Below are 26,731 nucleotides of genomic sequence, written 5' to 3'. Positions count from 1 at the left end.
TATTCCGTTTATCTTTTTAATTTTAGGGCATGAAATTGATTTTAATTAGTTTGATGTTATGCTTGGTTGCTTGTCAACCTGTTCAAAAAAAGGAGGAAAATTCTTCCGCTTATTTACCCATATCTGCCATTAATATTGAGGTAGCAAAAGGGTTTAATATAGTAGAAACAGATTCAACTTTTAAAATGATAATTCATTCTTTGTCTCCAAAATATCAATTTGAAGATTCTCTTGTCTTTCCTAAAAAGTCATTAAAAAAGCCATTTAAACATTTAATAAATCCAATTGAAAGAATCGCTTGCCAATCTAGTACGCATTTGATTTTTATTAATGCGTTAAATAATACCCAAAAAGTTAAAGGAATCAGTGAAATGCAGTACATGCCTAAAGATAGTTTGTACCAGGTGTTAGAATCGAATCATGTGGTAGAGATAAATAAAAATGGAGAGGCCAATATAGAAAAATTGTTAGCGATCCATCCAGATGTTTTTCTAGTGTACCCTTTTGAATGGCAATCGGATAGGTTTAAAAAAGTAAACATAAAAACCTTACTGGTGTCAGAATACATGGAGACCACCCCTTTGGGGAGATTAGAATGGATAAAGTTTTTTGGAATTTTATTAAATGAATCCGAAAAGGCCGCGACTATTTTCAAAGAAAAATCAAGAAAGTATGAAGCACTGGTTGTCCCCGTAGATACTTCAGAAACCATTTTCTTTAACCTGCCTTTTAACGATACTTGGGATATGCCTGCACCAAATTCTATTTCAGGGAACTTGTTAAAAGATGCTGGCTATCAATATATTTATGCCAATTTAGGAGAAGGTGCAAACGATAATTTGGTACAATCAAAAGAAAAGGTATGGCTGGATGCCATGAATGCAAAATATTGGTTAATTATAGCGAATCGTCCACAGGGGTATAGTTTAGCAGATTTAAAGCAGGAAGAAACTATTTATAAAGAGTTTAAAGCTGTTAAGGATAAAAAAGTAATATTTTGTAATACCGGTTATTCTCCTTATTTTACACAGGGCATTATTGCGCCAGATGAAATGTTAAAGGAGTTGCTTGAAATCAAATCACAAGGAGTGGATTATGCTGGTGTTTATTTTCGTTATTTAAAATGAAGCAACTAAAAATTATTACCTGGGTATTGATTTTGGTAATCCTTCTTTTCGGATTGATTATAGGGAGTTTATTTGCCGGAGAGATTAACATAGACTGGCAAAGTTTTATGGATTATTTTACGAATACTACCGGTTCAAATATTGGCTATCAGTACATTATTGAAAATAGGTTAAACCGAACTATAGTTGCTGTTTTTGCTGGGGCGGCCTTGTCTCTAGCGGGGTTAATTTTACAGGTTTTCTTTCGGAACCCTTTAGCTGGTCCGGGAGTTTTAGGTATCAGTTCGGGGGCTTCATTGGGGGTGGCAGCAGTAGTTTTAGGAGGTTTAAATTTTCAAGGATTTACAGGGTATACTACTTCTGTTTTGGCAGGATTTATCGGTTCATTTTCGGTATTAATGCTATTGATTTTGGCTTCAAAATATATCCGTCAAAGTGTCACCTTATTGGTCTTTGGTTTAATGATTGGTTTTTTCACTTCTGCCATTTTAAATGTATTGTACCAATGGGCAGATGCAGAATCGACAAGGGAATTTGTAGTTTGGGGCTTAGGGTCATTCGAAGGGATTTACGGAAATGCTTTGTTGTTTTTTATTGTTTTTGTAGGGGTAGGAATAGGCGTTTCTTTCTTTTTTATTAAGCCTTTAAATGCTTTGGCTTTAGGCGTGGAATATGCACAGACCATTGGGGTGAATATGCGGCAATTAAAATGGTTTATTATTGTAATAACGGGTCTGTTAACTGCTATTGTAACTGTATTTTGTGGCCCTATAGGTTTTTTAGGTATTGCAGTCCCGCAATTGGTCCGCATGTTATCGCGCTCACAAAACCATAACGTTCTTTTACCACTTTGTTTATTGTTGGGGGCAATTCTGGCTTTATTATCCGATATTTTCATTCGTGTATTTGACGGGAATGTCCCGCTAAACACCGCTACTTCTCTCCTTGGCGCGCCAATAATTGTATGGACGATAATTAAAATGAATAAACGCTTTTCTATCTAAGAGAGAACTATGCTACGCAAGGAAGCTTAAAGTGCCTTAAATGTTAACTTACTGTTGAAAACTTCTCGTATTCCGACCGAAATTACGCGGTTTTGGGCTTTGAATTTTGTATCTTTGTTTGCCCTTGAAAGAGGAGAGAAATTTAAAGTAGTAAGTAAAAATATATGAGCGAAGAAAAGAAACAGAGTTATTCTGCTGACAGTATTCAAGCACTGGAGGGAATGGAGCATGTTAGAATGCGTCCTTCTATGTATATTGGAGATGTCGGTGTCAGAGGTTTACACCACTTAGTTTATGAGGTAGTTGATAACTCAATTGATGAGGCATTGGCTGGTCATTGTAATAACATATACGTTGAAATACTTGAAGATAATGGCATCAGAGTAAAAGATGATGGTCGTGGTATTCCAGTAGACATGCACAAAAAGGAAGGCGTTTCGGCTCTAGAAGTTGTAATGACCAAAATTGGTGCGGGTGGAAAGTTCGATAAAGATTCCTATAAAGTTTCTGGTGGATTACACGGTGTTGGTGTATCTGTTGTAAATGCGCTTTCTGAAAGTTTAATTGCAACCGTTCATAGAGATGGAAAGATTTACGAACAAAGTTATGCTAGAGGTAAAGCATTAGCGCCGATTAAAGAAATTGGCGTTGTGGAAGGAACAGGTACCACTGTAGAATTTCATGCGGATGCGCAAATATTTGATGAGATTTTATTTAGCTATAAGACTTTAGCCAACAGAATGCGTGAATTGTCATTCTTGAATAAAGGAATTACAGTTACATTAGTTGATTATAGAGAAACGGATGAAAAAGGAGAGTATATCAAAGATATTTTCCATTCTGATAAAGGATTAAGTGAGTTCGTTCGTTTTTTAGATGAAGCAAGAGAGCCTTTAATTGAAGATGTAATTCACATTGATGGAGAAAAAAATGGTATTCCTGTAGAGGTTGCCATGATTTATAATACTTCTTATGCAGAGAATTTACATGCTTACGTAAATAATATCAATACGCATGAGGGTGGTACGCACTTGTCTGGTTTTAGAAGAGGTTTAACTGGTACTTTAAAAAAGTATGCAGAGGAGTCTGGCATGTTGGATAAATTGAAATTCGAAATTTCTGGAGATGATTTTAGAGAAGGCTTAACCGCTGTTGTTTCTGTAAAAGTGCAAGAACCACAATTTGAAGGACAAACGAAAACAAAATTAGGTAACCGTGAAGTAACTGCTCCTGTAAGTCAGGCAGTAAGTGAAATGTTGACCAATTACTTGGAAGAGCATCCAAAAGATGCAAGAGCCATTGTAAATAAAGTGATTTTAGCTGCACAAGCCCGTCACGCTGCCCGTAAAGCACGTGAAATGGTGCAAAGAAAAAGTGTAATGGGTGGCTCTGGTCTACCAGGTAAACTAGCCGATTGCTCTTCAAAAGATCCTGCTGAATGTGAAGTATACTTAGTAGAGGGTGACTCTGCGGGTGGAACTGCAAAACAAGGTCGTGATAGAATGTTTCAAGCAATTATGCCTTTAAGAGGTAAAATCTTGAATGTTGAAAAAGCAATGCAACACAAAATATTCGAAAACGAAGAGATTAAAAATATCTATACCGCATTGGGTGTAAAAGTAGGAACAGAAGAAGATGATCGTGCTTTAAATACCGAAAAATTAAGATACCATAAAGTAATTATCATGTGTGATGCCGACGTAGATGGTTCTCACATTGAGACTTTAATTTTAACTTTCTTTTTCCGTCACATGCGTGAATTAATTGAAAAAGGATACATTTATATCGCAACTCCTCCTTTATACCTCGTGAAAAAAGGTAAAAAAGGGGAATACGCATGGAGTGATGACCAACGTGATAAGTTAATCATGGATATGAAAGGTTCAGGACCTGAATCAAGTGTTGGTGTACAGCGTTATAAAGGTTTAGGGGAGATGAATGCCATTCAATTGTGGGAAACAACCATGAACCCAGAGCACAGAACTTTAAGACAAGTGCAAATTGAAGACGATATTGAGTGTGATAGAACTTTCTCTATGTTAATGGGAGATGAAGTGCCACCAAGAAGAGAATTCATTGAAAAGAATGCTAAATACGCGAATATTGATACTTAATACCGTTAGTACTTTATTATCCTTAAAATACGGCAGCAGCAATCGAAAGATTGCTGCTGTTTTTGTATGTGGTAAAATTGGTATTGTGACGAAGCCTAGCCTTTCAAAAATATATATATTGGCCTGCCCGTTGCAGGTTGTGGCCTGCTATGAAAATAATACTGACTTTATAAGGTTACACAGTTTGATTGCTTGTGTTTTATAAAAATTACTAGGATTTTAAAGGAGGTGAATGTTTACCTAGTACAGGCTGGTATGGCTTAAAAAAACAGCATGTGATAAATTAATACAAGAGTGTTGCTGACTTTAATACCCAGCCTTGATTTTTGTTTACATTAATATTGATCCAATCTCCCTCCGATTTAATTAATTCCACCCTTGCTCCTTCATGTAATTCAAAGGCAATACTTTCCGCTTCATTAGGAGCTGTTTTTACTTTTACTACCGGTTGAATTATAATGGCATTGGTATTGGTCGTAATGTGGCTTTTCTGTGCCATACCAATGCCAATTGCTAGTAACATTAATACCATGCTTATTCCAGCAAATAAAAAATATAAAGCCTTGATGTTTTTTTTGGTTTGAGTTTTATAAAAATAGAAAAATAAGCAAGTTATTAAAGCAAACCCTATTCCAAAATATGCCCAATAATTGATGGGTTTTCCATAGAATAATTTCGCCATCCATTTGGAGATGCCACTGCTTCTTTGTTCTATTTTGTCCTTGGTTAAACCAGAGGCATAATCGAGGTTAAACAGAATGTCTTCGTCCCCAGGCTTAATTTTGTTGGCTTTTTGGTAGGACCAAATCGCTTTTCCCAATTCATTATTTTTTAAATAAGCATTGCCTAAGTTATAATACAAGGAGGCAGAATGAAATTGGTTTCCTAAAATGGAGGTGTAGGCTTGTATGGCGACTTCATAATTTTGAGCAGCATAGGCTGAATCACCTTTCTCTAATTCCGTTTGACCAAAACCAGTTGTCAAAAGGCCAAATATAAAGCATATTGAAAATATCGTTTTTATCATCACAGTTTGTCTTCTAAATAGGTAATTAAGCCATTTGCATCCGCAATTAATGCGTCCATTTTGTCGGTTGGAATGGGAGCGTATTGGTACATTTCAATATTATTCCAAATAGTATTGTATTTTTTAATGTACGACTCCTCCATTTTATGGGATTGCATTAATGCACTTATTTTGGCTTGATTTAAATCAATGGTTGCTAGGTTAAATTTTTGTTTCAAATAGTTTTTAAAGGTGGCATTTAATGCTTGTAAAGCTTCTTGATTTTTATTTTCAGCAGCTAAACGGTGGGCATTGTCCATGTTTAATTGGGTATCTTTAATTAATAATTTATGTGATTTTTGTTGTTGATGCGTACTGGTATTTTGTTTTTTTCTCCAGACCAATAATAACCATAGGGATAAAAATGGAAGTCCCAAAACGGCATAATAAACAGGAGAAGCTATGTAGAAATCATTGTATTGAAATGCCTTTTTATGTGCCAAATTGATGTATCTGATTTCTTCTTTTTCAATATCAATTTCTTTTTTTGAAGTATTTAATCCAGGATTTCCGGCAGTGCTATTTTCTGTTTTTAAGACGTTTATTGCAATGTCTCCCGTACTTAAGGTTTTGTATTTTTTGTCTGCAATATCAAAATAAGAAAAGGAATAGGCTGGTAGGGTATAGTCTCCATAAAATGTAGGAATAAGGACATAATTATAGGCAATACTTCCTGCTATACCTGTACTTGAATAATTGACGTTATTTTTTATTTCAGGATCAAATTTTTCAAAGTCATTCGGTATACTAAGTACGGGATCGTCAAAGGCATTCATATTACCTTTACCTGAAATTTTTATTTTAAAATCAATCGCGTCTCCAGGTTTAAGGGTTGTTTTACTTATATCATGTGTCATGTCAAACTTCCCAACCAGTCCATTGAAATCTTTAGGTGCGCCTTTTGGTAAAGGTTTAACTTTAATTTTTAAGGTGTTTGAATTGGCTTCTCGACGGTAAGTCTGGAAAAACCCCCTTCTAAACACAGCAGAAATATAAGCGGGTGCAATTTTTATTTCACCACTAGTTTGAGCAATACTCAATTCCGTTTTAATCACAGTAGTATAGTAGCGCATCCCATTAATCACTTCCATATCCGTATTGAAATTTGTCTGATTTGGGTTTAAATCTTTTCGCCATATCCCTTTAGATTCGCCAAACTCTAGATTTTCAATATTCTGGGGTTGATTTTTGGAGTACATTTTTATACTCACCGTAAATGGTTCGCCTTGGTATACATTTGTTTTGTTGGCATGCATTCTTAAAAAAAAGTCGGAAGTGGCATTGCTTGGAACTGCGCTTTGACCTTGTGTTCCAATTTCTGTTACATTAATCTTTATCGATTTAGAACTGTATGATTTACCAGCACAATCCATTTTTATACTTGCTATCGTAAAAGTTCCTGTATTTGTAGCTCTTAATTTGTAGGTGAATTTCGTTTCCTGTTCTACTGTTCTTTTTCCGTTAACCTCTGTAATTCTAGAAGAGGAGGACTTGAAAGGTCCTTGTAAAACGGTAAGTCCACCAAAATCGGGTGTAAATATTTGACAATTACCATTCGTTGAAATAGTAAAAGTAAGTATCTCATTTAATGCCATGTCGTTTTTATCGACAAAGGAATTAATAGATACATTTTGACTAAACCCATTTAGGGAAATCAAAATAAACAGACTATATAAAAATAGCTTCCTCATAATACTTAATAATTACCAGTCCTTTTTTTGTTTAGGTTTTCCGGATGAAATTTTCAATTTTTCATCCTTTTTTTCTTGGATGTCTTTTTCTTTTTTTGCTGCAGCTTCCAGTAACCTTTTTGCTTGATCTTTGCTTAACTTTTGTGGTTTATTACCTTCTCCTTGCTCTGGTTGGTTCTCCTTATCTTGTCCATCTTTTTGGTTTTCCTTTCCTTGATCTTCTTTGTCCTTTTGCTCCTCAGGCTCCCCTTTGTCTTTTTGATCTTGCTCTCCTTTATCTTTTTGCTCTTCTTTATTGTCCCCTTCTTGCTGGTCTTTCTTTTGGTCTTCTTCTTTTTGCTGGTCTTTATTCTGCTCTTGTTCTTGTTCCTTTTTTTCTTGCTCTTGTTTTTTCAATAGGGCATAGGCCAAATTATAGCGGGTATCCTCGGCATTGGGATTAAGCCTTAAGGCCGATTTGTATGCTTCAATACCTTTGTCTAATTCTTTATTCAATAATTGCGCATTTCCAATATTGTGATAAACCATGGCCTTTTCTTCATTGGTCTTTGCGTAAGTGACAATGTTTTCTAATTGATTTATTGATTTATCGTATTCTTTCAATTTAAAAAAAGCATTGGCCAAATTAAAGCTAGCTTTAAAATTAAAAGGGGCATTATCTATTGCTTTTTCGTAATAATAAACAGCATCTTTAAATGCATTATTTTGATAAAACACATTTCCTTTATGTGTGTTTTTTAACACCTCATTTTGCGTCAGACCTATAAAACTGACTAGCAAAGAGAGTAATAGGAATAATAAATTAAACTGCTTCATTTTGCATGGCGTTTAAAAGTTTACTTTTCGTTTCTGGAAATACAAAATAGGCAACTAAAAATAATAGACCAATCCCTATAAACCACTGAAATTGGTCTTCATAATCGGTAAATATTTTCGATTCCATTTCTGTTTTATCAATGCCTTTAATTTGGTCTAATAATGGGTCTAAATTTACATAGTTCCCTTGTGCTTGAACATAAGTTCCGCCACCTGCACGGGCTAAGTCTTGCAACATGGGCACATTAATTTTTGTCGTAACCGTATTGCCGTCTTCGTCTTTTTTTAAGCCTGAGCGTCTACCATTCACGTAATTTGGAATTACGGTACCTTTTGTGGTTCCCATGCCTACGGTATTAATGATAATGTTGTCTGCATGTGCTTTTTTAGCCAATTGAATGGCAGCGCCTTCATGGTCTTCGCCATCAGAAAGAATGATGATACTTTTATTTACGCCATTTTCTAAATCAAAAGATTGATAAGCGGTTTCAATAGCTGCACTAATATCTGTCCCTTGATTCGAAATCATGTCTGGACTCACAGAGTTTAAAAATAATTTTGCTGAACCGTAGTCAGTGGTTAGTGGAACTTGAACAAAAGCATCTCCAGCAAATATAACTAGGCCAATTTTATCTCCATGTAAGTTGTTCAATAGTCGCTCAATACTCATTTGAGCTATTTTTAAACGGTCTCTTTGGGGATCTAAATCTAAGGCACGCATAGAGTTGGAAATATCCAATGCAATCATCATTTCAATACCTTCGGAAACACCTTTTTGGGTGCCTTTTCCAAACTGAGGGTTTAACAAGGCAATGAGCATAAAAACCAAAGCATTTCTTAAAAAGAAAAATTGGATAAATACCTTTGTCGAGGAAATAGGTTGTATTAAATATTTTACTAAACGTTCGCTGGCTAACTTTTTAATGGCACGGTTACGCCAAATAAGGTTGGCTATAAATCCGACAATAAATAATGGAAGTATTAAAAACAAATACCACCACTCAGGGTTTTCGAGTTTAAAGGCTTCAATTTGTTCCCGCAACAATAGGTAGACTACAAAAAAAAGTGCCCAAAAAACGATTTCAAATGCAAAAATTGCAATTAAAATAGGTTTAAGTTTATAGGTGTAGTTTTTACTTTGCATTAAATGATACGCTTTAAAAGGGTTTTATCTATTAAAAAATAAAGGGTTAATAACAAGATACCGTAAAATAAAAAACCGTAATATTTTTCTGGGGGATTGGTTTTAAACTCCAACACTTTTACTTTCGATTTTTCCAATTTGTCAATGATCCCATATATTTCATTCAGTTCATTTTCGTTTTCAGCTCTAAAATATTGTCCATCTGTTATGGTCGCTATTTCCTTTAATAGATCCTCATCAATTCTCACTTCAATATTTTGCATACTGGTAGTACCAAACATGTTTTGAACAGGGTAAGGAGCCATACCGTTTCTACCAACACCAATAGTATATACACGAATGCCGTATTCGCTTGCTACTTGCGCTGCGGTTAATGGATCAATATCGCCACGGTTGTTTTCTCCATCTGTTAATAAAATAATGACTTTACTTTTGGTGTCACTTTTATACAATCGGTTTACGGCGGTAATTAATCCAGAACCAATAGCAGTACCTTGATCTACTGTGCCAGATTCAATTTCAGACAATAAGGAAAGTAGTAATTGGTGGTCTGTAGTTAAGGGGGCTTGCGTATAAGCTTCACCCTCATATGCCACCACTCCAATTCTATCATTGGGTCTTTGTTTAATAAATTGCATGGCCGTTTTTTTTGCAGATTCTAAACGATTAGGTTTAAAATCTTCGGCAAACATACTAGAGGAGACGTCAATGGTTAAAACCACATCTATACCTTCAATATTCTTCTTTTTATATTCTTCTACATCCTTTGGATCTTGTGGTCGAGAAAAAGCGACTACAAAAAAGGCAAAACTGATTAAGAAAAGGAGAAAGTTGAAGTGTTTAAACCACAACCAAAAGTTAAAAGCTGGATTTTCAAAATGCGCTACACTAGAATGATTAATACTTCTTGCTTTTTTGATGTGGATTAGCACATACCAAAGTAAAAGTATTGGTATGAGTAATAGAAGCCACAAAAAATCTTTGTAGACATAAGAATAGGCTAGGGGCGATATTTCGGTTAATTTACTGAACATCATCCGTTGGTTTAGTTTTGTTTTTTATAGACGCTTCCATTTCTTCCTTTGTTCTTTCCACAAATTCAATGGATTTATTTAAAACGATTGCACCGTCTTCATCTGCTGGTTTAAACTTCGCAAACTTGACCAAATCCGCTTGTCTTAAAATTTCTTGTAAGAAAAATTTGTCCTTCGATAAAATGTCTGTGTATTTTAAATCTTTAATTACTTCGACAGTTGTTTTTTCTAAAGCCAAAATATCAAAGCGTTCCTCTAAATACTTTCGCAACACATCTGTTACTTCTGAGTAATATAATTTTTTATCTTCCCCTAACCAAGCTTGATTTTTTTCTAGACTTTTTAAAACACTTAAGGCAGTAATGTGTGCTGGAATTTTAGGAACAGGTACTTCCTCTATTTCTTTTGGTCTGTTTTTAAATTTGAAGATTAGAATTACTAAAACCACCATTAATAAACCAATTATAATCCAATACCAATTGTCTTTAAACCAATCGTTCATTTGTTGTGTTAATGTATAGTCGACCTCAAAAATTGGTTTGTTGTCATAAATTCCTTTACTGGTATCTACCGCAACAGTTACAATGGAAAGCTGGGCAGGGTTTGTTAAAAAGGTAGAGTCGTCATATTTAATTTCAATACTTGGAATAGGATAGGTACCAATATCAAAACCAGTTAAAATAAATTGCTGTAAGTATGCAGTCAATTGGGAGGTGGAATCTTGCTTGCCTTTTTGAAGTGCTCCTTTTTTGGTGATTTCAATATTGTCGGTTAAAAAGTTATCAAATTCAGGCCAAATAATTTTACCAGTATCTGCCTTTTCATTTAAGGTAAAACTCAAATCCATTCTTAATTGGTCGCCAATTCTAATGGTATCATTAGTCAAGGTTAATTGCGCACCTGTTTGTGCGTGGGCTTGGAAAGCGACACTTAAAAGTAAAAGGATATGTAAACAAAATTGCTTCATTTAGTTCTTCTATCGAATAAATTCATTAATGGTTTTATATAGTCTTGATCTGTTCTTAATGCTGCGTAATCTACATTCAATTTTCTAAAGTTTTGCTTTACGGCAGCATCAAATGTTTTTTGTTTTTCTTCAAAAGCGGCTTTTACTTTTTTGGCGTTGGTATTTACCCAAACCGATTTGCCACTTTCTAAATCTTTAAACTTGGCTAAGCCAATACTTGGTAATTTGTATTCTCCTTCATCTGCAATTTTTAAAGCTATTAAATCATGCTTTCTAGATACAATTTTTAGGGCATTGCTATAGTCTTTGGCTTTAAAATCACTCAATAGAAATACGGTGGCTTTCTTTTTTTGAATTTTTGAAAGAAATTGTAAGGCAGATTCAATGTTAGTAGTTTTTCCTTGAGGCTCTACATTTAATAAGGTACGAATGATTTGTAAAATATGAGATTTTCCTTTCTTAGGAGGCAAATATTTTTCTACTTTATCTGAAAAAAGAATCACACCAATTCTATCTTTGTTAGAGGAGGCTGAAAATGCTAAAACGGCACATAATTCAGTAATAGTCTCCCTTTTTAATTGATTTTTTGTACCAAACATTCCGGAAGGAGAGATGTCAATAATTAGCATGACCGTCAATTCTCTTTCCTCTTCAAATACCTTTACAAAAGGTTCATTAAATCTGGCTGTTACATTCCAATCAATGGTTCTAATTTCATCTCCCAAAGCATACTCTCTTACTTCATTAAAAGCCATACCTTTCCCTTTGAATGCCGAATGGTATTCACCAGAGAAAATTTGAGAAGTTAACCCTTTGGTTTTTATCTCAATTTTCCGAACTTTTTTAAGGAGTTCTTTTGTATCCATAAATTACGTGCTTTTGCTAAAGTTTTGATTTAAACAGCAATGATTAAGGTACTTGTACTTGTTCAATTATTCTTTTTACAATATCCGCTTGGGTAATGTCTTCCGCTTCCGCTTCGTAAGTCAATCCAATTCTATGTTGCATAACATCTGCGCAAATGGCACGCACATCTTCCGGAATAACAAAACCTCTACGATTTAAAAAAGCATATGCTTTTGCAGCCAATGCTAAGTTAATAGAAGCCCTCGGAGAAGCGCCAAAACTGATTAAATAATCCAGTTCATTTAAATTTTGATTCTTTGGTTTTCGAGTCGCAAATACTAAATCAACAATATATTGTTCTATTTTTTCATCTAAATAGACTTCTTTTACCAAGTCTTTGGCTTTTAATATTTGCTCTAAGGAAACTGCTTTATTTGCTTTTGGGAAACCTTGGGGAGAAATGTTCTGACGGATAATTAATTTCTCTTCCTCTTTAGTTGGGTAGTCTAAATTTACTTTTAACATAAATCTATCTACTTGTGCTTCCGGCAAGGGATAAGTTCCTTCTTGTTCTACCGGGTTTTGTGTTGCCATTACTAAAAATGGTTTTGGCAAAGGGTAAGTGGTATCTCCAATTGTAACTTGTCTTTCTTGCATGGCTTCTAACAGTGCACTTTGCACTTTTGCTGGGGCACGATTAATTTCATCAGCCAACACAAAATTAGCGAATACTGGTCCCTTTTTCACATTGAACTCTTCATTTTTCTGACTGTAAATCATGGTTCCGATAACATCCGCTGGTAACAAATCGGGCGTAAATTGTACCCGACTAAAATTTCCACCAATGGTGTCAGAAAGTGTTTTAATCGCTAAGGTTTTTGCAAGACCTGGTACCCCTTCTAATAGAATATGGCCGTTCGCTAATAAACCGATTAATAATCGGTCGATCATGTAATTTTGTCCAACAATTACCTTGTCAATTTCAAGTTTCATTAAATCTAAAAAAGAACTTTCTTGTTGAATCTTTTCGTTGATTTCTTGTATGCTCGTATTAGTTGGTGTTAATGATTCCATAGGTAAACTTTATTATTACACACAAATTTATTTATATGCTGAGGTATTCCGAAAATTCCGTTGTTAAAAACTGTTAAGGATTATTAATTGCGAGTGATTATTTTTAAGAAGGACATTGTTTAGGCTTTTTCAATGGCTGCTCTAACACTTTTATGTTTTAATAATAAAGCTTTTGCCGCTTCGTATTTTATATTTAAAGCATTCATTACCATTTTTGTGCCCCTATCCACAAGTTTATCATTGCTTAGTTGCATATCTACCATTTTATTGCCTTTTACTTTTCCAAGTTGTATCATTAAGGTAGTAGAAATCATGTTTAATATTAATTTTTGAGAAGTGCCTGATTTCATCCTTGTGCTACCCGTCACAAATTCTGGACCTACAATGGCGGCGATTGGGAATTGGGCTACTTTTGCTAATTCACTGTCACGATTGTTAGTAATACAGCCCGTGATTGCACCAATAGAATTTGCATAATTAACGGCGCCAATAACGTAAGGAGTAGAACCTGATGCAGCTATGCCAATCAAAGTATCATTGGCATTAAACTGATGCGTTTCCAAGTCTTTTTGGCCTTGAAGGGAATCGTCTTCTGCAAATTCTACTGCTTTACGAATTGCTTGGTCACCACCAGCTATTAGTCCGATTACCAAACCATGGTCGACACCAAAAGTTGGTGGACATTCACTGGCGTCTACAATACCTAATCTACCACTAGTTCCTGCACCAATGTAGAATAGACGCCCCCCCGTTTTCATTTTTGGTAGCACAGCATCTATTAATAAGTGGATCGCCGGTAAACATTTCTCAATGGCTAAAGGAACCGTTTTGTCCTCCGCATTCATGGCTTTGAGCAATTCAGTGGTGCTCATCTTTTCTAAGTTATCGTAATTGGAAGACTGTTCCGTGGTTCTTTTATCCATTTATTTTATTTTTAAGGGACACCCAAATTATGAGGTGTAACTACTTTTACTTTTCAACTTATAAGGAAGCCGAAAATACAAAGATTTTAAACTTAAGTAATTTAAAATTAAAAACAATCTGATTTAATTCAATTAATAAAATTGAAAAATGACAGTTTTTTATGATATTTGTAGGAACATAATAAGTTGAACTGTGTTATCCTTATAACGCAACAATATTTCACGTAATTTCAATCTGGCAAGATTATTGAACTTTTTGGATTGAAAGACGTATGTAATAAAAGTAAATGAAGTATTTATTAATTTTTTTCCTATTAAGCCTATCCTTTGTGAGTTTTACTCAAGAAAAGGAGGTTGAACTTGTCGTAAATTTAAAAGATGATGACAGTGGTAAAAAGCTATATGGGGCTACCGTTTCAGTATATGCAGATGGTAAATTGATTACTTCAGCAACTTCTGGAGGAAATGGAAAAGTGCCGACCATCTATATAGAAACAGGAAAGTATTACCGTATTTTTATCCGAAAAGAAGGCTATGTAACTAAAATGGCAGAGTTAGATGCGCGAATCGATATTTTAGAAGACGCACCAGATGTATTAGGGATTAAATTTGAAACGGCCATTTTTGAAAGTGTAGAAGGGGTAGATTTTAGCTTCTTGGAAAAAACGCCCATGACAAAATTCGATTTTGATTCCGAGTATTATTACCGATACGACAAGGCTTATACGGAAGACATGTTGAAGAAAATTGCGGAATTAAAGAAAAAAATTGCAGATAAAAAAGAGGAAGATAAAAAGAAGGACAAGGAGAAATTAAAAACGGAAGCCGATTTTATGGCTTATGTGGAAGCAGGAGATGCGGCCATGAAAAATGCTAAATATCAAACAGCAGTTGAGCAATATTCATTGGCACTTCAATTAAGAAGTGAGGATGTAAGTGTGCAAGGAAAATTAAAAGAAGCACAAAGGCTTTTAGAGGAAGAAAAAAAATCGGCAGAATTAGAATTAAAGTACCAAGCGAAAATGGGGGAAGCAGGTAAAGCTTTTGCTGCGGAAAAATGGCAAGATGCCTTGAGTTTGTATACAGAAGCTGCTGGATTAAAACCTGCGGAGAAGGAACCAAAGGAAAAAATAGATGAAGTCAATAAAAAATTGGCAGCATTAAAAGCACTGGAAGAAAAGTTTAAAGCGCTTGAAAAAGCGGGTGATTTAGCCATGTCAGCTGAGACATATACGGAGGCAGCAAAAAAATATACAGAAGCTTTGAGTTTAAAAGAAGATGAAGGGGTTAAACAAAAATTAGCGGATGCGAAACAAAAAATAATCGACCAGGAAAAAGCAGCAGCGGAATTGGCTTTACAAAATGAACGTTATGCTGCACTGATGGTAAGTGGCGAAGAACTGTTGGGTAAAATGGCGCTCGAAGATGCAAAAAGTAAATTTACGGAAGCATTAACCATCAAGTCCAATGAGCCTGTACCCATTCAAAAATTAAAAGAAATTGAAGCACTGTTGGCTAAAAAAGCAGCAGATGAAAAGTTGGATGCTGATTATAAAGCAAAAATGTTAGTCGCAGATGAAGCTTTTAAAGCAAAGGAATGGGAAAAGGCACTTGCTGCTTATAAAGAGGCTAGTGCGCTTAAAAATCTAGAGACTAAACCAAAAGATCAAATTATTGCCATTGAGAAAATAATGTTGGCTGAAAAAGAAACACAATTGGCATTGGATAAACTGATGAAAGAGGGAGATCAATTTATGAGTACGGAAGAGTACGAAAAAGCAATTTCTAAATTTGAACAAGCTCGAAAAATTAAGGATACACCAGAAGTAGAAGAGAAGGTTAAAGCTGCATTAGCCGCTATGGAAGCATTAAATGCAGCCAGAAAAAAGGAAGCTGAATTAGAAACCGCTTACAATGATTTAATTGATAAGGGAAATGCTGCAAGAGAGGACGATAAGTTAGAAGATGCTAAAAAAGCATATGAAGAGGCGCTTGGATTAAAAGCGGGAGAAGCGTATCCAACAGCAGAGATAGAAAAAATAAATGTAAAATTGGCAGAGGCCGCTGCACTTGCTGCTGCAAAAGAAAAAGCGGATGCAGCTTATCAAGCCATTATTGAAAAAGCAAATGCTGCTTTTGAAAAAGAAGATTGGGAAGTAGCTAAAAATACTTATTTGTCTGCCGTAAAATTAAGAGAAACCGATCCTTATCCAAAAGAACAAATTGCTTTAATTGATGCTAAACTGAAAGAAATTAGTGATTTGGCAGAAGTGGATAAGGCGTATGATGAATTGATGTTGGCAGCACAGAATGAGATGGATAGCGAGGCATACGAATCCGCTATTGCTAAGTTCGAATCCGCCAAGCAGTTAAAGCCTTCAGAAAATTTACCCGCAGAAAAAATCGCAGCCATTAATAAAATTTTGAATGATTTAAAATCCGCTTCAGAGCAGGAAGCTGCCTATTTAGAGTTGATGCAAACGGGAAGTGAACTTTTTGGAAAAAAAGAATATGAAAATGCAAAAGCAAAATATACAGCTGCATTAAATATTAAAGATAAAGACCCTGCAGCTATACAAGAAATAGAAAAGATTGATAAAATTTTAGCAGATTTAAAAGCAGAGAATGATTTAAATGAAAAATTCAATGCTTTGGTTTTGGCTGGAGATGATTTATTTGGTCAAAATGACTTTGTCGGTGCAAAAACTAAATTTGAAGCTGCTATAGGTTTGAAAGATGAGGTAGCGGTAAGGGCTAAAATTAAAGCTTGTGAAGAAGCAATAAGCAATCAAGCTGCCTTGGCAGAAGCTAATGACCAATATGAGGCACTTGTTAAAGAGGCAGATGTGTTATTTGGAAAGAGTGAATGGTTGGCGGCCTTGAATAAATATCAAGAAGCACAAGCGATTCAGGACTCTCCACACATCACAGAAAATATTAAAATTATTCAAGCCAAATTAACGGCTTTGGAAGGGGATAAAGCATTGGACGAACAAAATGCGGAATTACTTAGTAAAGCCAAAGAATATGAGGCATCTAATGCTTATCAAAAAGCACTTGAAACTTACCAAGAAGCATACGCCATCAGACCAATGCCACAAACCAAGGAATTTATCGATCGCATTCAAAATATCATTGCAGAAGAAAAGGCTTTAGCAAATAGCCAAGAAGAATATGAATTGAAGGTAAAAGATGCTGATTTTAAATTCCAAGCGAAGGAATTTGATGCGGCGATTAAATTATACGAATCTGCGCAGCAAATAAAACCAGAGGAAAAGTACCCTACTGCACAAATAGCTTTAGCTAAAAAAGAATTGGCTGCCTTAAGTGAAGCAGAAAATATTGGAAAATATAATCTTGTGATTGGAGAGGCAGATGGTTTGTTCTTTGATAAGAAATATGATGCAGCAATTGAAAAGTATGAATTTGCAAAAAGTATATTGCCTTCAAAAACTTATCCGCAAGAAAAAATTGAAGAAATAAGAAAGATTCGAGAATCCCAGTCGAATTCGGAAGCAGAAAAATTGGCCTTAGCACAAAAGTATAAAGCACTGATTGAAGCAGGAGATAATAATTTTGGTACCCAAAACTATGAAGAGGCTATTACAAACTATGAGGCTGCCTTAAAAATAAAATCAGGCGATATTTATGCAGAAGGAAAAATAAAAGATGCCAAAGAAAAATTGACTGCCTTGAATCAAGCAAAAGCGGCTAATCAAAAATACCAGTCGTATATAGATAAAGCAGATGGGTTTATGAAAACGGAAAAATGGCAAGAAGCCATTGCGGAATATAACAATGCACTTTTATTTGACAACACGAAAGTTTATCCCAAAAAACAAATTGAAAAAGCAAACAAAGCCATAGAAAATGAAGGTGTTCAATTGGGAGAAGCGGCCTATGCACAGTTGTTAAAAGATGCGGAAGCCAAATTAAATGCCAAAGCCTATGCCGAAGCCTTGGTCTTGTATAAAGATGCATTTAGACAAAAGCCAACGGATAATATTCCACCGGAAAAAATTCGAGAAATAAATGCGTTGATTGCGAATCAAAATGCTACGGTAAACAACAACAGTAAGTATGAAACTTTACTTAAAAAAGCGGATAATTTATTTGAAAAAAAGGAGTGGAAAAAAGCCAGAATATATTACGTGGAAGCATATAACTTAACGAATGATTCTTATCCAGATGATAAGATTAAAGAGATTGATGCCATCAATAATAAATTTTCTAGCGACCAGTATAATAAAATGATATCGAAGGCTGACGAGTATTTCAATAATGCGAATTATGAAAAAGCAAAAGGCTTATACAATAGAGCGATTAAAACTTTCACCTCACAAAATGGACAATATCCGAAAGCACAAATTAAAAAGATAAACGGTATTTTAAATCCGCCAGAATTGGTGAAAAGTGGGGGTAGAAAACCTGTAGGCAATAAGGTTAATTTAAGTGAAGCGGATATTCAAAAAATGTTTGCAGAAGCAGATGCAGAAAGAAAGAGTAAAGAAGTGAGTCAGGTTCAAGATGCATCCACTAGAGTGACTAATATAGCTACCCAATGGGAGGTGCAGGAAAACACTGCAATAGGGGTGGCACTAGACACACTAGAACAAAATAAAATTGCTTCTTATTCATTTGGTAATGATGCGGAAGTGGCAAGACAAACCTCTACATATGGCGCAGATGTAGTTGCGGCTAATTATTTGGTAACCCAAAGAATGGATATAGAATATGGTGAAAATGTTAGTTTTAGACAAAGTCAAGTCGTGGAAAATGTTACTGCTTCTGTGGTTGATAATCAAAAAAATAACGATTTAAAAAGAGAGAATTTTGAGGAGAAAGTAACGACTTTAGAAGTCGCAATCACTGCAACCAACAATGTGCGTGGAAAAGAACAAACGGATGCTGTTTATAAGCAGACGAATGCCATTACTGATATGGAAGTGGAACGAATAGAAGCTGAGGTAAATAAAGACGTTTCCAGACTGAATACTGAATTAGATGTAACTAATTTAGAGACGAGCATGGTGAATGCAAGAAATAAGAGTGATTGGAACCAAGAAGATCAAATCTATTCTACTACAGCATCCAAAGACAATATATTGAAGGAGCAAGCTTCTGCTATAGCGTATAGCGATTTACCACGTCAAAAAATGGAGACGGTAATTACGGAAACTAGTACCCAATATAACAAGGATAAAGAAGGGGCAAAAGCAATTCAGAATGGTGCTGTAGTGAATACTTTAACAGAGGCAGATGAGTTAAAGGATGATTTAGGAGTTGCAAAAGAAAGTGCAGACAAAGGACGATTAAGTACAGCTTTAAGCAAAGAGGAGATAGATGGAAATGTGCAAGATGCTATGCTCGTGCAGGCTGCCGATAATCAATTACAGACAAGTATGACTAGTGAGTCTATTGAGGAGTTAAAATCAGACCAAGTAAGTAGTCACCAAAATAAAATGGAAACATTGTATGAAGATAATGATGAGATTGGTGAAAAAATAACGAACATATCTATTCAAAAGTCAAAAGAAAAAACGCATGCAGATAACCAAATGCATCAGTCGACGAGCAAATTAAATGATTTTGACAATGAGTTAGCGGGCCTTAAAATAGACGCCAATCAAAATGCCAATGACAATGCAGATGAAATTAACATTAATGGAACTGTAATGGAATCAGAAAAGAGAAGTGTTGAAAAGCAAAATGAAAAAGTTTTAAATGCCACTGAGGATAAGATTATTTCTTTAATGGATATCGACATCAAAAAGGTTACACAGGCGGTTAAGAATGAACTCGGGACAAAATATCCAGAAGGAGTTACCCAAGAAGTGTATGAGCAAAAAGATGCGGATGGTTATTTAGTAAGTTATGTGGTAAGAAGAGTAGTGGTTATTAATGGAGAAGGAAATGTTTATGAAAAGACACAAATGAAATACGGTATTTCTTATATTAAAAACGGACAAGCAATTACAGAATTCACATGGCAAGATCAAACAGAAGACGCAAACTTAACCTATCACTAGGTCTACTTATCCTCCCTTTTTTACAAATTAATTGTACCAACCCTTCTGATGATACGGGCTTTGAAACCTTACCAGTAAAAAAGGAAAATTTAATTACCTTGTATGGGAATACGCAAGGTACAACTTATGCTATTTTGTGTAATGATCCCATTCAACTTGAACAAGAAGAAATTGACCAAACATTAAGTCATTTTGATACTGCATTGAGTACTTATATTCCAACTTCTATCATTTCTAAATTTAACGAGGCGCCTGCAGGGAGGTTTACTTATAAAGATACTTTCCAGTATTTTAATGATTGCATGAAGGTATCGACTATTATTTATAACCAAACAAAAGGTGCATTTGATCCTTCGGTCTTTCCTTTGCTAGAAGATTGGGGTTTCTTAAAAGATATTACTGAAATACCTGACTCCAATACCGTAAAGGAAACGAAAAAAAGAACAGGTTTTAGACCAAATTATCACTATGAATTTTATCCAAGTGAAACAGCAGCTTCCACAATTATTAAAAAAACACCAGGTTTTAAATTGGTCTTTAATGCCATTGCACAAGGCCAGTCCGTAGATGTAATTGCTGACCTACTAGCAGCTAAAGGAGCAAAGAATTACTTTATTGAAGTAGGAGGGGAGTTAAGGGTACATGGTAAGAATGCTGAAGGAAATAACTGGACCATTGGAATAGATAAACCGATTGAAAATTCCACAGCGAATAACCGTGAAATAATGGAAATTATTGCCCTTGAAAATAAAGCAGTAGCCACTTCGGGTTCCTACCGTCAATTTTATGAAAAGAGTGGGAAAAAGTATTCCCACACCATTGATCCAGCAACCGGTTTTCCAGTGACGCATCAGTTATTAAGTGTTACAGTGATTGCAAATGATTGTGCCTCGGCAGATGGTTATGCGACTGCGTTTATGGTGATGGGGACAGATAAAACAAAAGAGTTTGTTGCTACGCACCCAGCACTAGATTTAGATATTTATCTGATTTATAACGAAAATAATAAGCTGCTTTCCTATGCAAGTGAAGGTTTTAAAAGTATAATTAAATAAGCCATGGCGCAAATTCAAAAAAGTATATTTAAGTATATTAATGATTTAAAGAAAAACAATAACCGAGAATGGTTTGCGGAAAACAAGGATAGGTACGAGTTTGAAAAAGAACATTTTATTTTATTTGCAGATGATTTGCTAAACGAAGTGAAACAACACGATCACCTTGAAAATTTGAATGGCAAAAAAAGCATATTTAGAATTTATAGAGATGTTCGTTTTTCTAAAAATAAGGCACCGTATAAAGCACATTTTTCAGGCTCTTTTAAAAGAGCTACCAAGCAATTACGAGGAGGTTATTACTTTCACATTGAACCAAACAATAGTTTTGTTGGTGGTGGGTTTTGGGGTCCGGAATCAAAAGACCTCAAAAAAATGCGTTATAATATTGCCGAGTTCGAAGATGAATTTAGAGCGATTTTAAACAACAAAGCGCTTAAAAAGCAATTTGGAGAATTGCAAGGAGACCAATTAAAAACAGCACCAAAAGGAATAGACAAAGCGCATCCTGCGATAGACCTGCTAAGGTATAAACAGTACATTTTAACACGTAGTTTTACAGATGAAGAAGTGTTAAGTCCAAACTTCATGCAGGAAGTAAATAGCGCGTTTAAAGCCATGCGCCCCTTTTTAGACTTTATGAGTGAAGCCTTAACAACAGATGAAAACGGGGAAGTGATTGTTTAATTAGTGAAATTAATAATGAGCTTTAAGTAATGCGCACGAGCGGAGGTTATGGTTGGGTTCTGGTTGACATTAATTAAACCTAGACTGTATTTTAATTCTGGAGCAATATTAAAGAAAGCTAATTTTTTATCCAGACCAAATCCTAGGTCTAAGCTCAAGTTGTTGCTCGGAAGAAATACATTGCTCAAATCATTTTTATCCAAATTGATTTGATAGGTTGGACCAACGGTTAAGTAAGGGGAAAAATTTGCGTCTGGTTTAAGTTTGAACCTTAAATTAAGTCCAAAATCAAGTGTCTTGGAAAGATATTCGGTTACTTGATATTGTGTCAAGTTAGCTTCTGTTATATAGCCATTATTGAATGAAAGACTTGCCATTCCAACAAGCGATAGTCTGGATCCCATATTTAGTTGGCTTAGGATACCAAGACTGGAACCTAAGTTATTAATGGATTGATAATCATTGTTTGGAGAGACTACCTTTAAATGAGAATAATTTGCGCCCATACTAAATCCGAATTGTAGTTTATTCGAATTATCAATTTGGGACAATCCAATTTGAACTGTACATAAAAGTAATGTTACACTAAGAATCTTAAGCATGGTGATAAATTTACTGGTTAAGTAAAGTTTATTGCATAAATGATGTTTTCATGTAAAACGAAAAAAACTTTTAGATATTGTAATGAATTAAAATTATTGCTTATCGCTAGGTTTTTGGTTTGGTTTTTTCTTGAAATTTCTCTTTTTGTTATTGGAATGTTTATGCTTTGGTCTGCTATTACCACTTCCTTTTGCTTCCCATTTAGGACCTTCTCCAATTTCAGCAGGGGGTTGCATTTTAGGAATTTCCATTTCAATTAAAGCTTCAATTTTACGAAAGCGGTGCATGTCTTTTTGGTTAATCAAAGTAATCGCTTCTCCAGTAGTGTTAGCCCTTGCAGTTCTTCCAACACGGTGTACATAATCTTCAGCATCATGTGGTACATCATAATTAATTACCATATTAATTTCTTTTATGTCAATACCACGACTCATTACATCTGTTGCAACTAAGATTCTAATTCTTCTTGATCTAAATCCCCGCAATACTTCCTCTCTTTTATCTTGTTCTAGATTAGAAGAAATACCGGTTGCTGGAATTCCACCTCTCCGTAAATCTTTTACAATTTCGCTTACTTTTAATTTAGAAGAAGTAAAAATGATAATACTTTCAAAATCTTTTCTTTCTTCTAAAATATATTGTAGAACTTTATTTTTTTGATTGTCAAATGTTAAGTATACACTTTGTGTTACACCAGCGGCAGGTTTTGAAATAGACAATCGAATCTCTTCAGGATTATTTAATATTTTTTGAGCCAATAAATTAATACTTTTAGGCATGGTGGCACTAAAAAGTAAAGTTTGGTGTGTTTTCGGTAAAAAGGATATTATTTTTTGTAAATCGTCAATAAAGCCCATGTCTAACATTCTATCCGCTTCATCTAAAACCAAATGTTTTACATTTTTAAAATTAACATATCCCAATTTTAAATGAGAGATTAATTTACCTGGTGTTGCAACAATAATGTCAGTTCCCACGGTTAATGCTTCTTTTTCTTCCGACCAGTCTTTACCGCCACCACCACCATAGATCGCTTTCGAACCGACGGATATAAAGTACGACAGCCCTTGAATTTGTTGTTCAATTTGAATGGCTAATTCGCGAGTTGGTACAATGACTAAGGTGTCAATAGAAGTGTCTTTTTTACCAATTAATTTGTTGAGTATAGGTAGCACGAAGGCTGCTGTTTTACCAGTCCCGGTTTGGGCACAAGCAATTAAATCTTTATTATCTAAAACCATAGGAATGGCTTTCTCTTGAATAGGAGTTGCCGTTTCAAAGCCCATATAATCAAGTGCTTCAATTAATGCTGGTTTAAGATTTAGTTCGGTGAATTTCATGTTTTTTGCAGATTGTGGTGTTTATTAGCAACGGTATTCTTCATTTACTTATTTCATCTTTTTTCCAATGAGAAGGAAAAGGAATGGATAAGCATAATAGGAATCCATATATCGGATAATAAAATTGGTGCATCAATAAGGTTATAAGGTGCACTGGTTTTTTTTCATTTAATCCTATCCATTCAATTAATAACTTAATAAATAATGGAACAAGCCAAAGATAATGCTTAGGAAGCTGTATTAGTGAATAGATGAAAATAAGTTGATAACAAATTAATATTAATATTGTTAAGATGGTAGGTAAACCCAGTACTTTTTTAATCCATCTTTTCCTTTGTGAGAGGAGTTCCGACCAAGTTTTAGGCGCAGGAGTCTTTATGGCATAATCCAGATCATTTACACCTAATATTTTTCCATTTTCAGATTTTACAGCACCTAGTAAAAAAGTATCATCACCACTTGGAATGTGTGCATCTGATCTTATTAGCAGTGTTTCGAGATATACTTTTTTTCTAAAAAGCAAGTTTGCACCATTTGCGAGTGTGGGCTTATGCATTGCAAGGGTGAAAAAAGTAATACTTTGTAACCAGTTAAATTCGATACTTGCCAATTTTTGAAGGAAAGAGGTTCCTACCATGTTTACAGGTAAAATCGTCAAGTCAGCCAAAGGAAGTGCTGCTATATTTTGAAAATAATTAGAAGCAAAACTAACATCCGCATCTAAGGTTAAAATGTTTTGGTATTTTGCTTTCTGTACGCCTTGCGAAATGGCTTGCTTTTTTCCTTTGACCTTGCTTAATCGAATAATGGTAAATGGAATGTTTAAATGGCCCAATAAAAAATTAATGGATTGGTCCGTTGAGTGGTCGTCTATAAAAAGGATTTCAAATTGCTTTGGGAGTTTTGCTAAGTTCAAGGCATTGATTAAAGGTAAAAACCGCTGTTCTTCATTCTTGAATGCAACAATTACCGAAAGACCTTGGTCAAGCTTTTCATTCGTTTTAGGTTGGGGAATATGCCTTTTTTTTGCGATAAATAGAGCAAGACCTAAAACGAGGAAATAGAAGCCAGTAATAAATTCAAACATCTTGTTTTTTTAGCCAGAACAAAACACCTGTTAATCCAGGAATAAAAAGGTTAAATAACCATAATAAAAATGATACCATTATTACAATAGAAAGGTCGAAATTTGCCCATCCAAAAACCAGAATTGCAACGGATTCACGCACCAAGAGTTTACCAAAAAATAGAGAAGGTGAAATAGTGGTAAGTAAAAAAGTTGTCCCTGCCAAAGCAGAAGTCAAAAGAAAGTTGGGATTGCTATCAAAAATTAAAAAAAGTACATTGTATTGGACAATAAATACCGAATAACGTAAAAAACTCCAGCCTAATATTTTTGATTTTACGGCAATTGGTAAGGCAGCCAAAGCCATCACTTCTGGTTTTAATTTTAAAATACTAGCTTTAAAAAAGGGAATTTTTAATATAAGAAGGGGATTAAAATACAGTGCAAAGCCAAGGAGAATAAAAGTAAAAGAAATACCGTAAATAATGGAATAGAAAGCGGCTAAGTCAAAGTAGTAAATGAGTAAAGAAAACGATAATACACCTAAGCAAATGGACGTGACAAATTGTGATAAATTACCATATTGGGTCTGCGCAATCGCTTTGCTGTGGAACTCTTTTTTTACATAAACCAATCTGCCAATAAAATTGCCCAGTCTATTTGGTGTCATTAATCCAGTACTTAAGCCTGCTAAAATGGACTGAAAGGCTTTTTCGTAACGCAACACTTGGATGGAAGACATTAGAATTTGCCATTTTTTTGCTTCAATTCCCCAATTTACAAAGGTTAATGCGGAGACAATACTTAAATAAATACCAATTTGGAAATTAAATTTGAAACGACTGAAATCTATTAATTTTATGGATTGATTAAGCTGACGATAAAGAAAATACGCCAATAAAATACCAACAGTTAACTTCATTAAATTAACTAGTTTTTTATTTTCAGCGACTACCTTCAACCATCTACTTCCAGCATTCATAGATAATAAATTTAGGATTATTCCTGTTAGTTTCCACTTTCTTGAATAATTTCTCTAAGGTTGGAAGGTATCCTAAACTTGCATTTGCCACTACGGTTAATCGCCCATTGGGTTTTAATTTTAGATAGCTTTCTTCGAATAACATCAATGGAATACTAATGTCAATAATATGTCCAAAATGAAATGGAGGGTTGGTTAAAATCCAATCAAAATAATTATCTTCAAATTCATGTAAATTATAATGGTGGTGAAAGTATTGTTGTTTTTCTATGTTATTTAATTTTGCAGACGCAATAGCAAGGGAAGAGTCATCTATAAAATGTAAATTTTCGATATTTGTTTTTTGTGCAACCACTTTACCAATAATACCATTTCCACAAGCTAAGTCTAGCACATTATCTGTTTGTTCTGGGATGGTTAAATTATCGAGTAAAAATTCAGTAGCATAATCAATTTTGTCTGCAGAGAAAACGCCATAGTATTGTTTTACCGTCAAATCCTTATAGGTAAGGTTATTTAATTTTTGAAAAGGAGTCTCTACTTCTTTTTTATTGGAAAGTAACAATAGTCTTGCTTTTTTAGTCGCTTTAGTTTGACTGATATCCTTAAAATATTTTTCAGCGATAGTCACCATTCCAGCATTAAAGTATTTAGTCATAAAACCACAAACTACACGTCCATCTGCTTTTATCGCTTGGTGAATAAATTGCAAATACATTTCAAAGGCTTCATTCGACTTTGGAATTTTAAATAAGACAGTTTCTAAGGCATTTGATTTCAGGTCAAATAATTGTTTAAAATTCTTTTGGTCAAGCGCCAAGTGATTGGCTTTTAAGTTTTTTTTCGCGCTAATTACTTGACTTTGTAAGTCGCAAACTACTATTGGATTGTTATTATGGTATTGACAAGTTAAATAGCCAAAGGCGTCATTGAATATACCTACTTCTCCAGATAAAGAAGGAAATGTAGCGTGAATTAGCTCATCTGCGGCGTTAAAGGCTTGTAGTGAACTAGAATTTGATTTTGGAAAACGGTTTAATTTTAAAGTCGACATGGATGTTTCAAATAATGAAGGACAAAGATAAGGGAATAGATTGTTAAACAAACATTATTGAGAATAACAGTAATTTTTAATTATTCCGACTAAAATCCCAAGTCGGTTT

The 26,731-nt window shown here is 34.6% G+C and carries 20 protein-coding genes; 6 read left to right on the top strand and 14 right to left on the bottom strand.

What is annotated here, in order from left to right; all coding sequences use genetic code 11:
* Positions 1-29 precede the first annotated feature (29 nt).
* From DNU06_RS10945 to gyrB, 3 genes are all read left to right on the top strand, one after another.
* Entirely contained in the window at positions 30-1,127 is a 1,098-nt protein-coding gene (locus DNU06_RS10945; protein WP_111063378.1) for an ABC transporter substrate-binding protein, read from the top strand.
* Positions 1,124-2,131, top strand: coding sequence for an iron ABC transporter permease (locus DNU06_RS10940; RefSeq protein ID WP_111063377.1), 1,008 nt, complete (start codon positions 1,124-1,126; stop codon positions 2,129-2,131). The genes DNU06_RS10945 and DNU06_RS10940 overlap by 4 nt, the downstream gene beginning before the upstream one ends.
* Positions 2,132-2,295: 164 nt before the next feature.
* Positions 2,296-4,245 (top strand): DNA topoisomerase (ATP-hydrolyzing) subunit B, encoded by a 1,950-nt coding sequence (gene gyrB / locus DNU06_RS10935; protein WP_111063376.1) that lies wholly within the window; start codon positions 2,296-2,298, stop codon positions 4,243-4,245.
* 283 nt (positions 4,246-4,528) lie between these two features.
* On the opposite strand, the gene DNU06_RS10930 is transcribed toward gyrB, so the two are convergent.
* The 9 genes from DNU06_RS10930 to murQ all read right to left on the bottom strand — a co-directional run bounded on the left by DNU06_RS10930 (position 4,529) and on the right by murQ (position 13,806).
* Positions 4,529-5,272: a tetratricopeptide repeat protein gene (locus tag DNU06_RS10930; RefSeq protein ID WP_111063375.1), complete on the bottom strand. Its 744-nt coding sequence runs from the start codon at positions 5,270-5,272 to the stop codon at positions 4,529-4,531.
* Positions 5,272-7,002 (bottom strand): BatD family protein, encoded by a 1,731-nt coding sequence (locus DNU06_RS10925; RefSeq protein ID WP_111063374.1) that lies wholly within the window; start codon positions 7,000-7,002, stop codon positions 5,272-5,274. Before DNU06_RS10925 ends, DNU06_RS10930 begins: the two co-directional genes overlap by 1 nt.
* A gap of 12 nt (positions 7,003-7,014) precedes the next feature.
* Positions 7,015-7,818: a tetratricopeptide repeat protein gene (locus DNU06_RS10920; protein WP_111063373.1), complete on the bottom strand. Its 804-nt coding sequence runs from the start codon at positions 7,816-7,818 to the stop codon at positions 7,015-7,017.
* Positions 7,805-8,962 (bottom strand): VWA domain-containing protein, encoded by a 1,158-nt coding sequence (locus DNU06_RS10915; protein WP_111063372.1) that lies wholly within the window; start codon positions 8,960-8,962, stop codon positions 7,805-7,807. The genes DNU06_RS10920 and DNU06_RS10915 overlap by 14 nt, the downstream gene beginning before the upstream one ends.
* Positions 8,962-9,996: a vWA domain-containing protein gene (locus DNU06_RS10910; protein ID WP_111063371.1), complete on the bottom strand. Its 1,035-nt coding sequence runs from the start codon at positions 9,994-9,996 to the stop codon at positions 8,962-8,964. The genes DNU06_RS10915 and DNU06_RS10910 overlap by 1 nt, the downstream gene beginning before the upstream one ends.
* A complete protein-coding gene (locus DNU06_RS10905; RefSeq protein ID WP_111063370.1) occupies positions 9,986-10,963 on the bottom strand; it encodes a BatD family protein in 978 nt (325 codons plus the stop codon). Before DNU06_RS10905 ends, DNU06_RS10910 begins: the two co-directional genes overlap by 11 nt.
* Positions 10,960-11,829 (bottom strand): DUF58 domain-containing protein, encoded by an 870-nt coding sequence (locus DNU06_RS10900; protein ID WP_111063369.1) that lies wholly within the window; start codon positions 11,827-11,829, stop codon positions 10,960-10,962. The genes DNU06_RS10905 and DNU06_RS10900 overlap by 4 nt, the downstream gene beginning before the upstream one ends.
* A 43-nt stretch (positions 11,830-11,872) precedes the next feature.
* On the bottom strand, positions 11,873-12,883 hold the full coding sequence (locus DNU06_RS10895; protein WP_111063368.1) for an AAA family ATPase: 1,011 nt from the start codon (positions 12,881-12,883) through the stop codon (positions 11,873-11,875).
* 119 nt (positions 12,884-13,002) lie between these two features.
* The gene (gene murQ / locus DNU06_RS10890) at positions 13,003-13,806 is read right to left on the bottom strand and encodes an N-acetylmuramic acid 6-phosphate etherase (RefSeq protein WP_111063367.1); all 804 of its coding nucleotides are present in this window, start codon (positions 13,804-13,806) and stop codon (positions 13,003-13,005) included.
* 287 nt (positions 13,807-14,093) lie between these two features.
* On the opposite strand from murQ, the gene DNU06_RS10885 reads away from it, so the two are divergent.
* The 3 genes from DNU06_RS10885 to DNU06_RS10875 are packed head-to-tail and all read left to right on the top strand — an operon-like array spanning position 14,094 to position 21,577.
* Positions 14,094-19,835 (top strand): hypothetical protein, encoded by a 5,742-nt coding sequence (locus DNU06_RS10885; RefSeq protein ID WP_111063366.1) that lies wholly within the window; start codon positions 14,094-14,096, stop codon positions 19,833-19,835.
* The gene (locus tag DNU06_RS10880) at positions 19,793-20,890 is read left to right on the top strand and encodes an FAD:protein FMN transferase (protein ID WP_111063365.1); all 1,098 of its coding nucleotides are present in this window, start codon (positions 19,793-19,795) and stop codon (positions 20,888-20,890) included. Before DNU06_RS10885 ends, DNU06_RS10880 begins: the two co-directional genes overlap by 43 nt.
* A 3-nt stretch (positions 20,891-20,893) precedes the next feature.
* The gene (locus DNU06_RS10875; RefSeq protein WP_111063364.1) at positions 20,894-21,577 is read left to right on the top strand and encodes a DUF2461 domain-containing protein; all 684 of its coding nucleotides are present in this window, start codon (positions 20,894-20,896) and stop codon (positions 21,575-21,577) included.
* Here the strand turns inward: DNU06_RS10875 and DNU06_RS10870 are convergent.
* From DNU06_RS10870 to DNU06_RS10850, 5 genes are all read right to left on the bottom strand, one after another.
* A complete protein-coding gene (locus tag DNU06_RS10870; RefSeq protein ID WP_111063363.1) occupies positions 21,574-22,179 on the bottom strand; it encodes an outer membrane beta-barrel protein in 606 nt (201 codons plus the stop codon). The genes DNU06_RS10875 and DNU06_RS10870 overlap by 4 nt on opposite strands.
* Positions 22,180-22,272: 93 nt before the next feature.
* Positions 22,273-23,520: a DEAD/DEAH box helicase gene (locus DNU06_RS10865; protein WP_111063362.1), complete on the bottom strand. Its 1,248-nt coding sequence runs from the start codon at positions 23,518-23,520 to the stop codon at positions 22,273-22,275.
* Between the two features lie 40 nt (positions 23,521-23,560).
* Positions 23,561-24,607: a glycosyltransferase gene (locus tag DNU06_RS10860; protein WP_111063361.1), complete on the bottom strand. Its 1,047-nt coding sequence runs from the start codon at positions 24,605-24,607 to the stop codon at positions 23,561-23,563.
* A complete protein-coding gene (locus DNU06_RS10855; protein ID WP_111063360.1) occupies positions 24,600-25,568 on the bottom strand; it encodes a lysylphosphatidylglycerol synthase domain-containing protein in 969 nt (322 codons plus the stop codon). The genes DNU06_RS10860 and DNU06_RS10855 overlap by 8 nt, the downstream gene beginning before the upstream one ends.
* The gene (locus DNU06_RS10850) at positions 25,552-26,622 is read right to left on the bottom strand and encodes a class I SAM-dependent methyltransferase (RefSeq protein WP_111063359.1); all 1,071 of its coding nucleotides are present in this window, start codon (positions 26,620-26,622) and stop codon (positions 25,552-25,554) included. The genes DNU06_RS10855 and DNU06_RS10850 overlap by 17 nt, the downstream gene beginning before the upstream one ends.
* Positions 26,623-26,731: the final 109 nt, after the last annotated feature.

It is taken from the genome of Putridiphycobacter roseus, assembly GCF_003234935.1.
Lineage (GTDB): Bacteria > Bacteroidota > Bacteroidia > Flavobacteriales_D > Crocinitomicaceae > Putridiphycobacter > Putridiphycobacter roseus.
The sequence above is the reverse complement of the archived record's forward strand: the minus strand, read 5'-3'. Positions and strand labels throughout refer to the sequence as shown.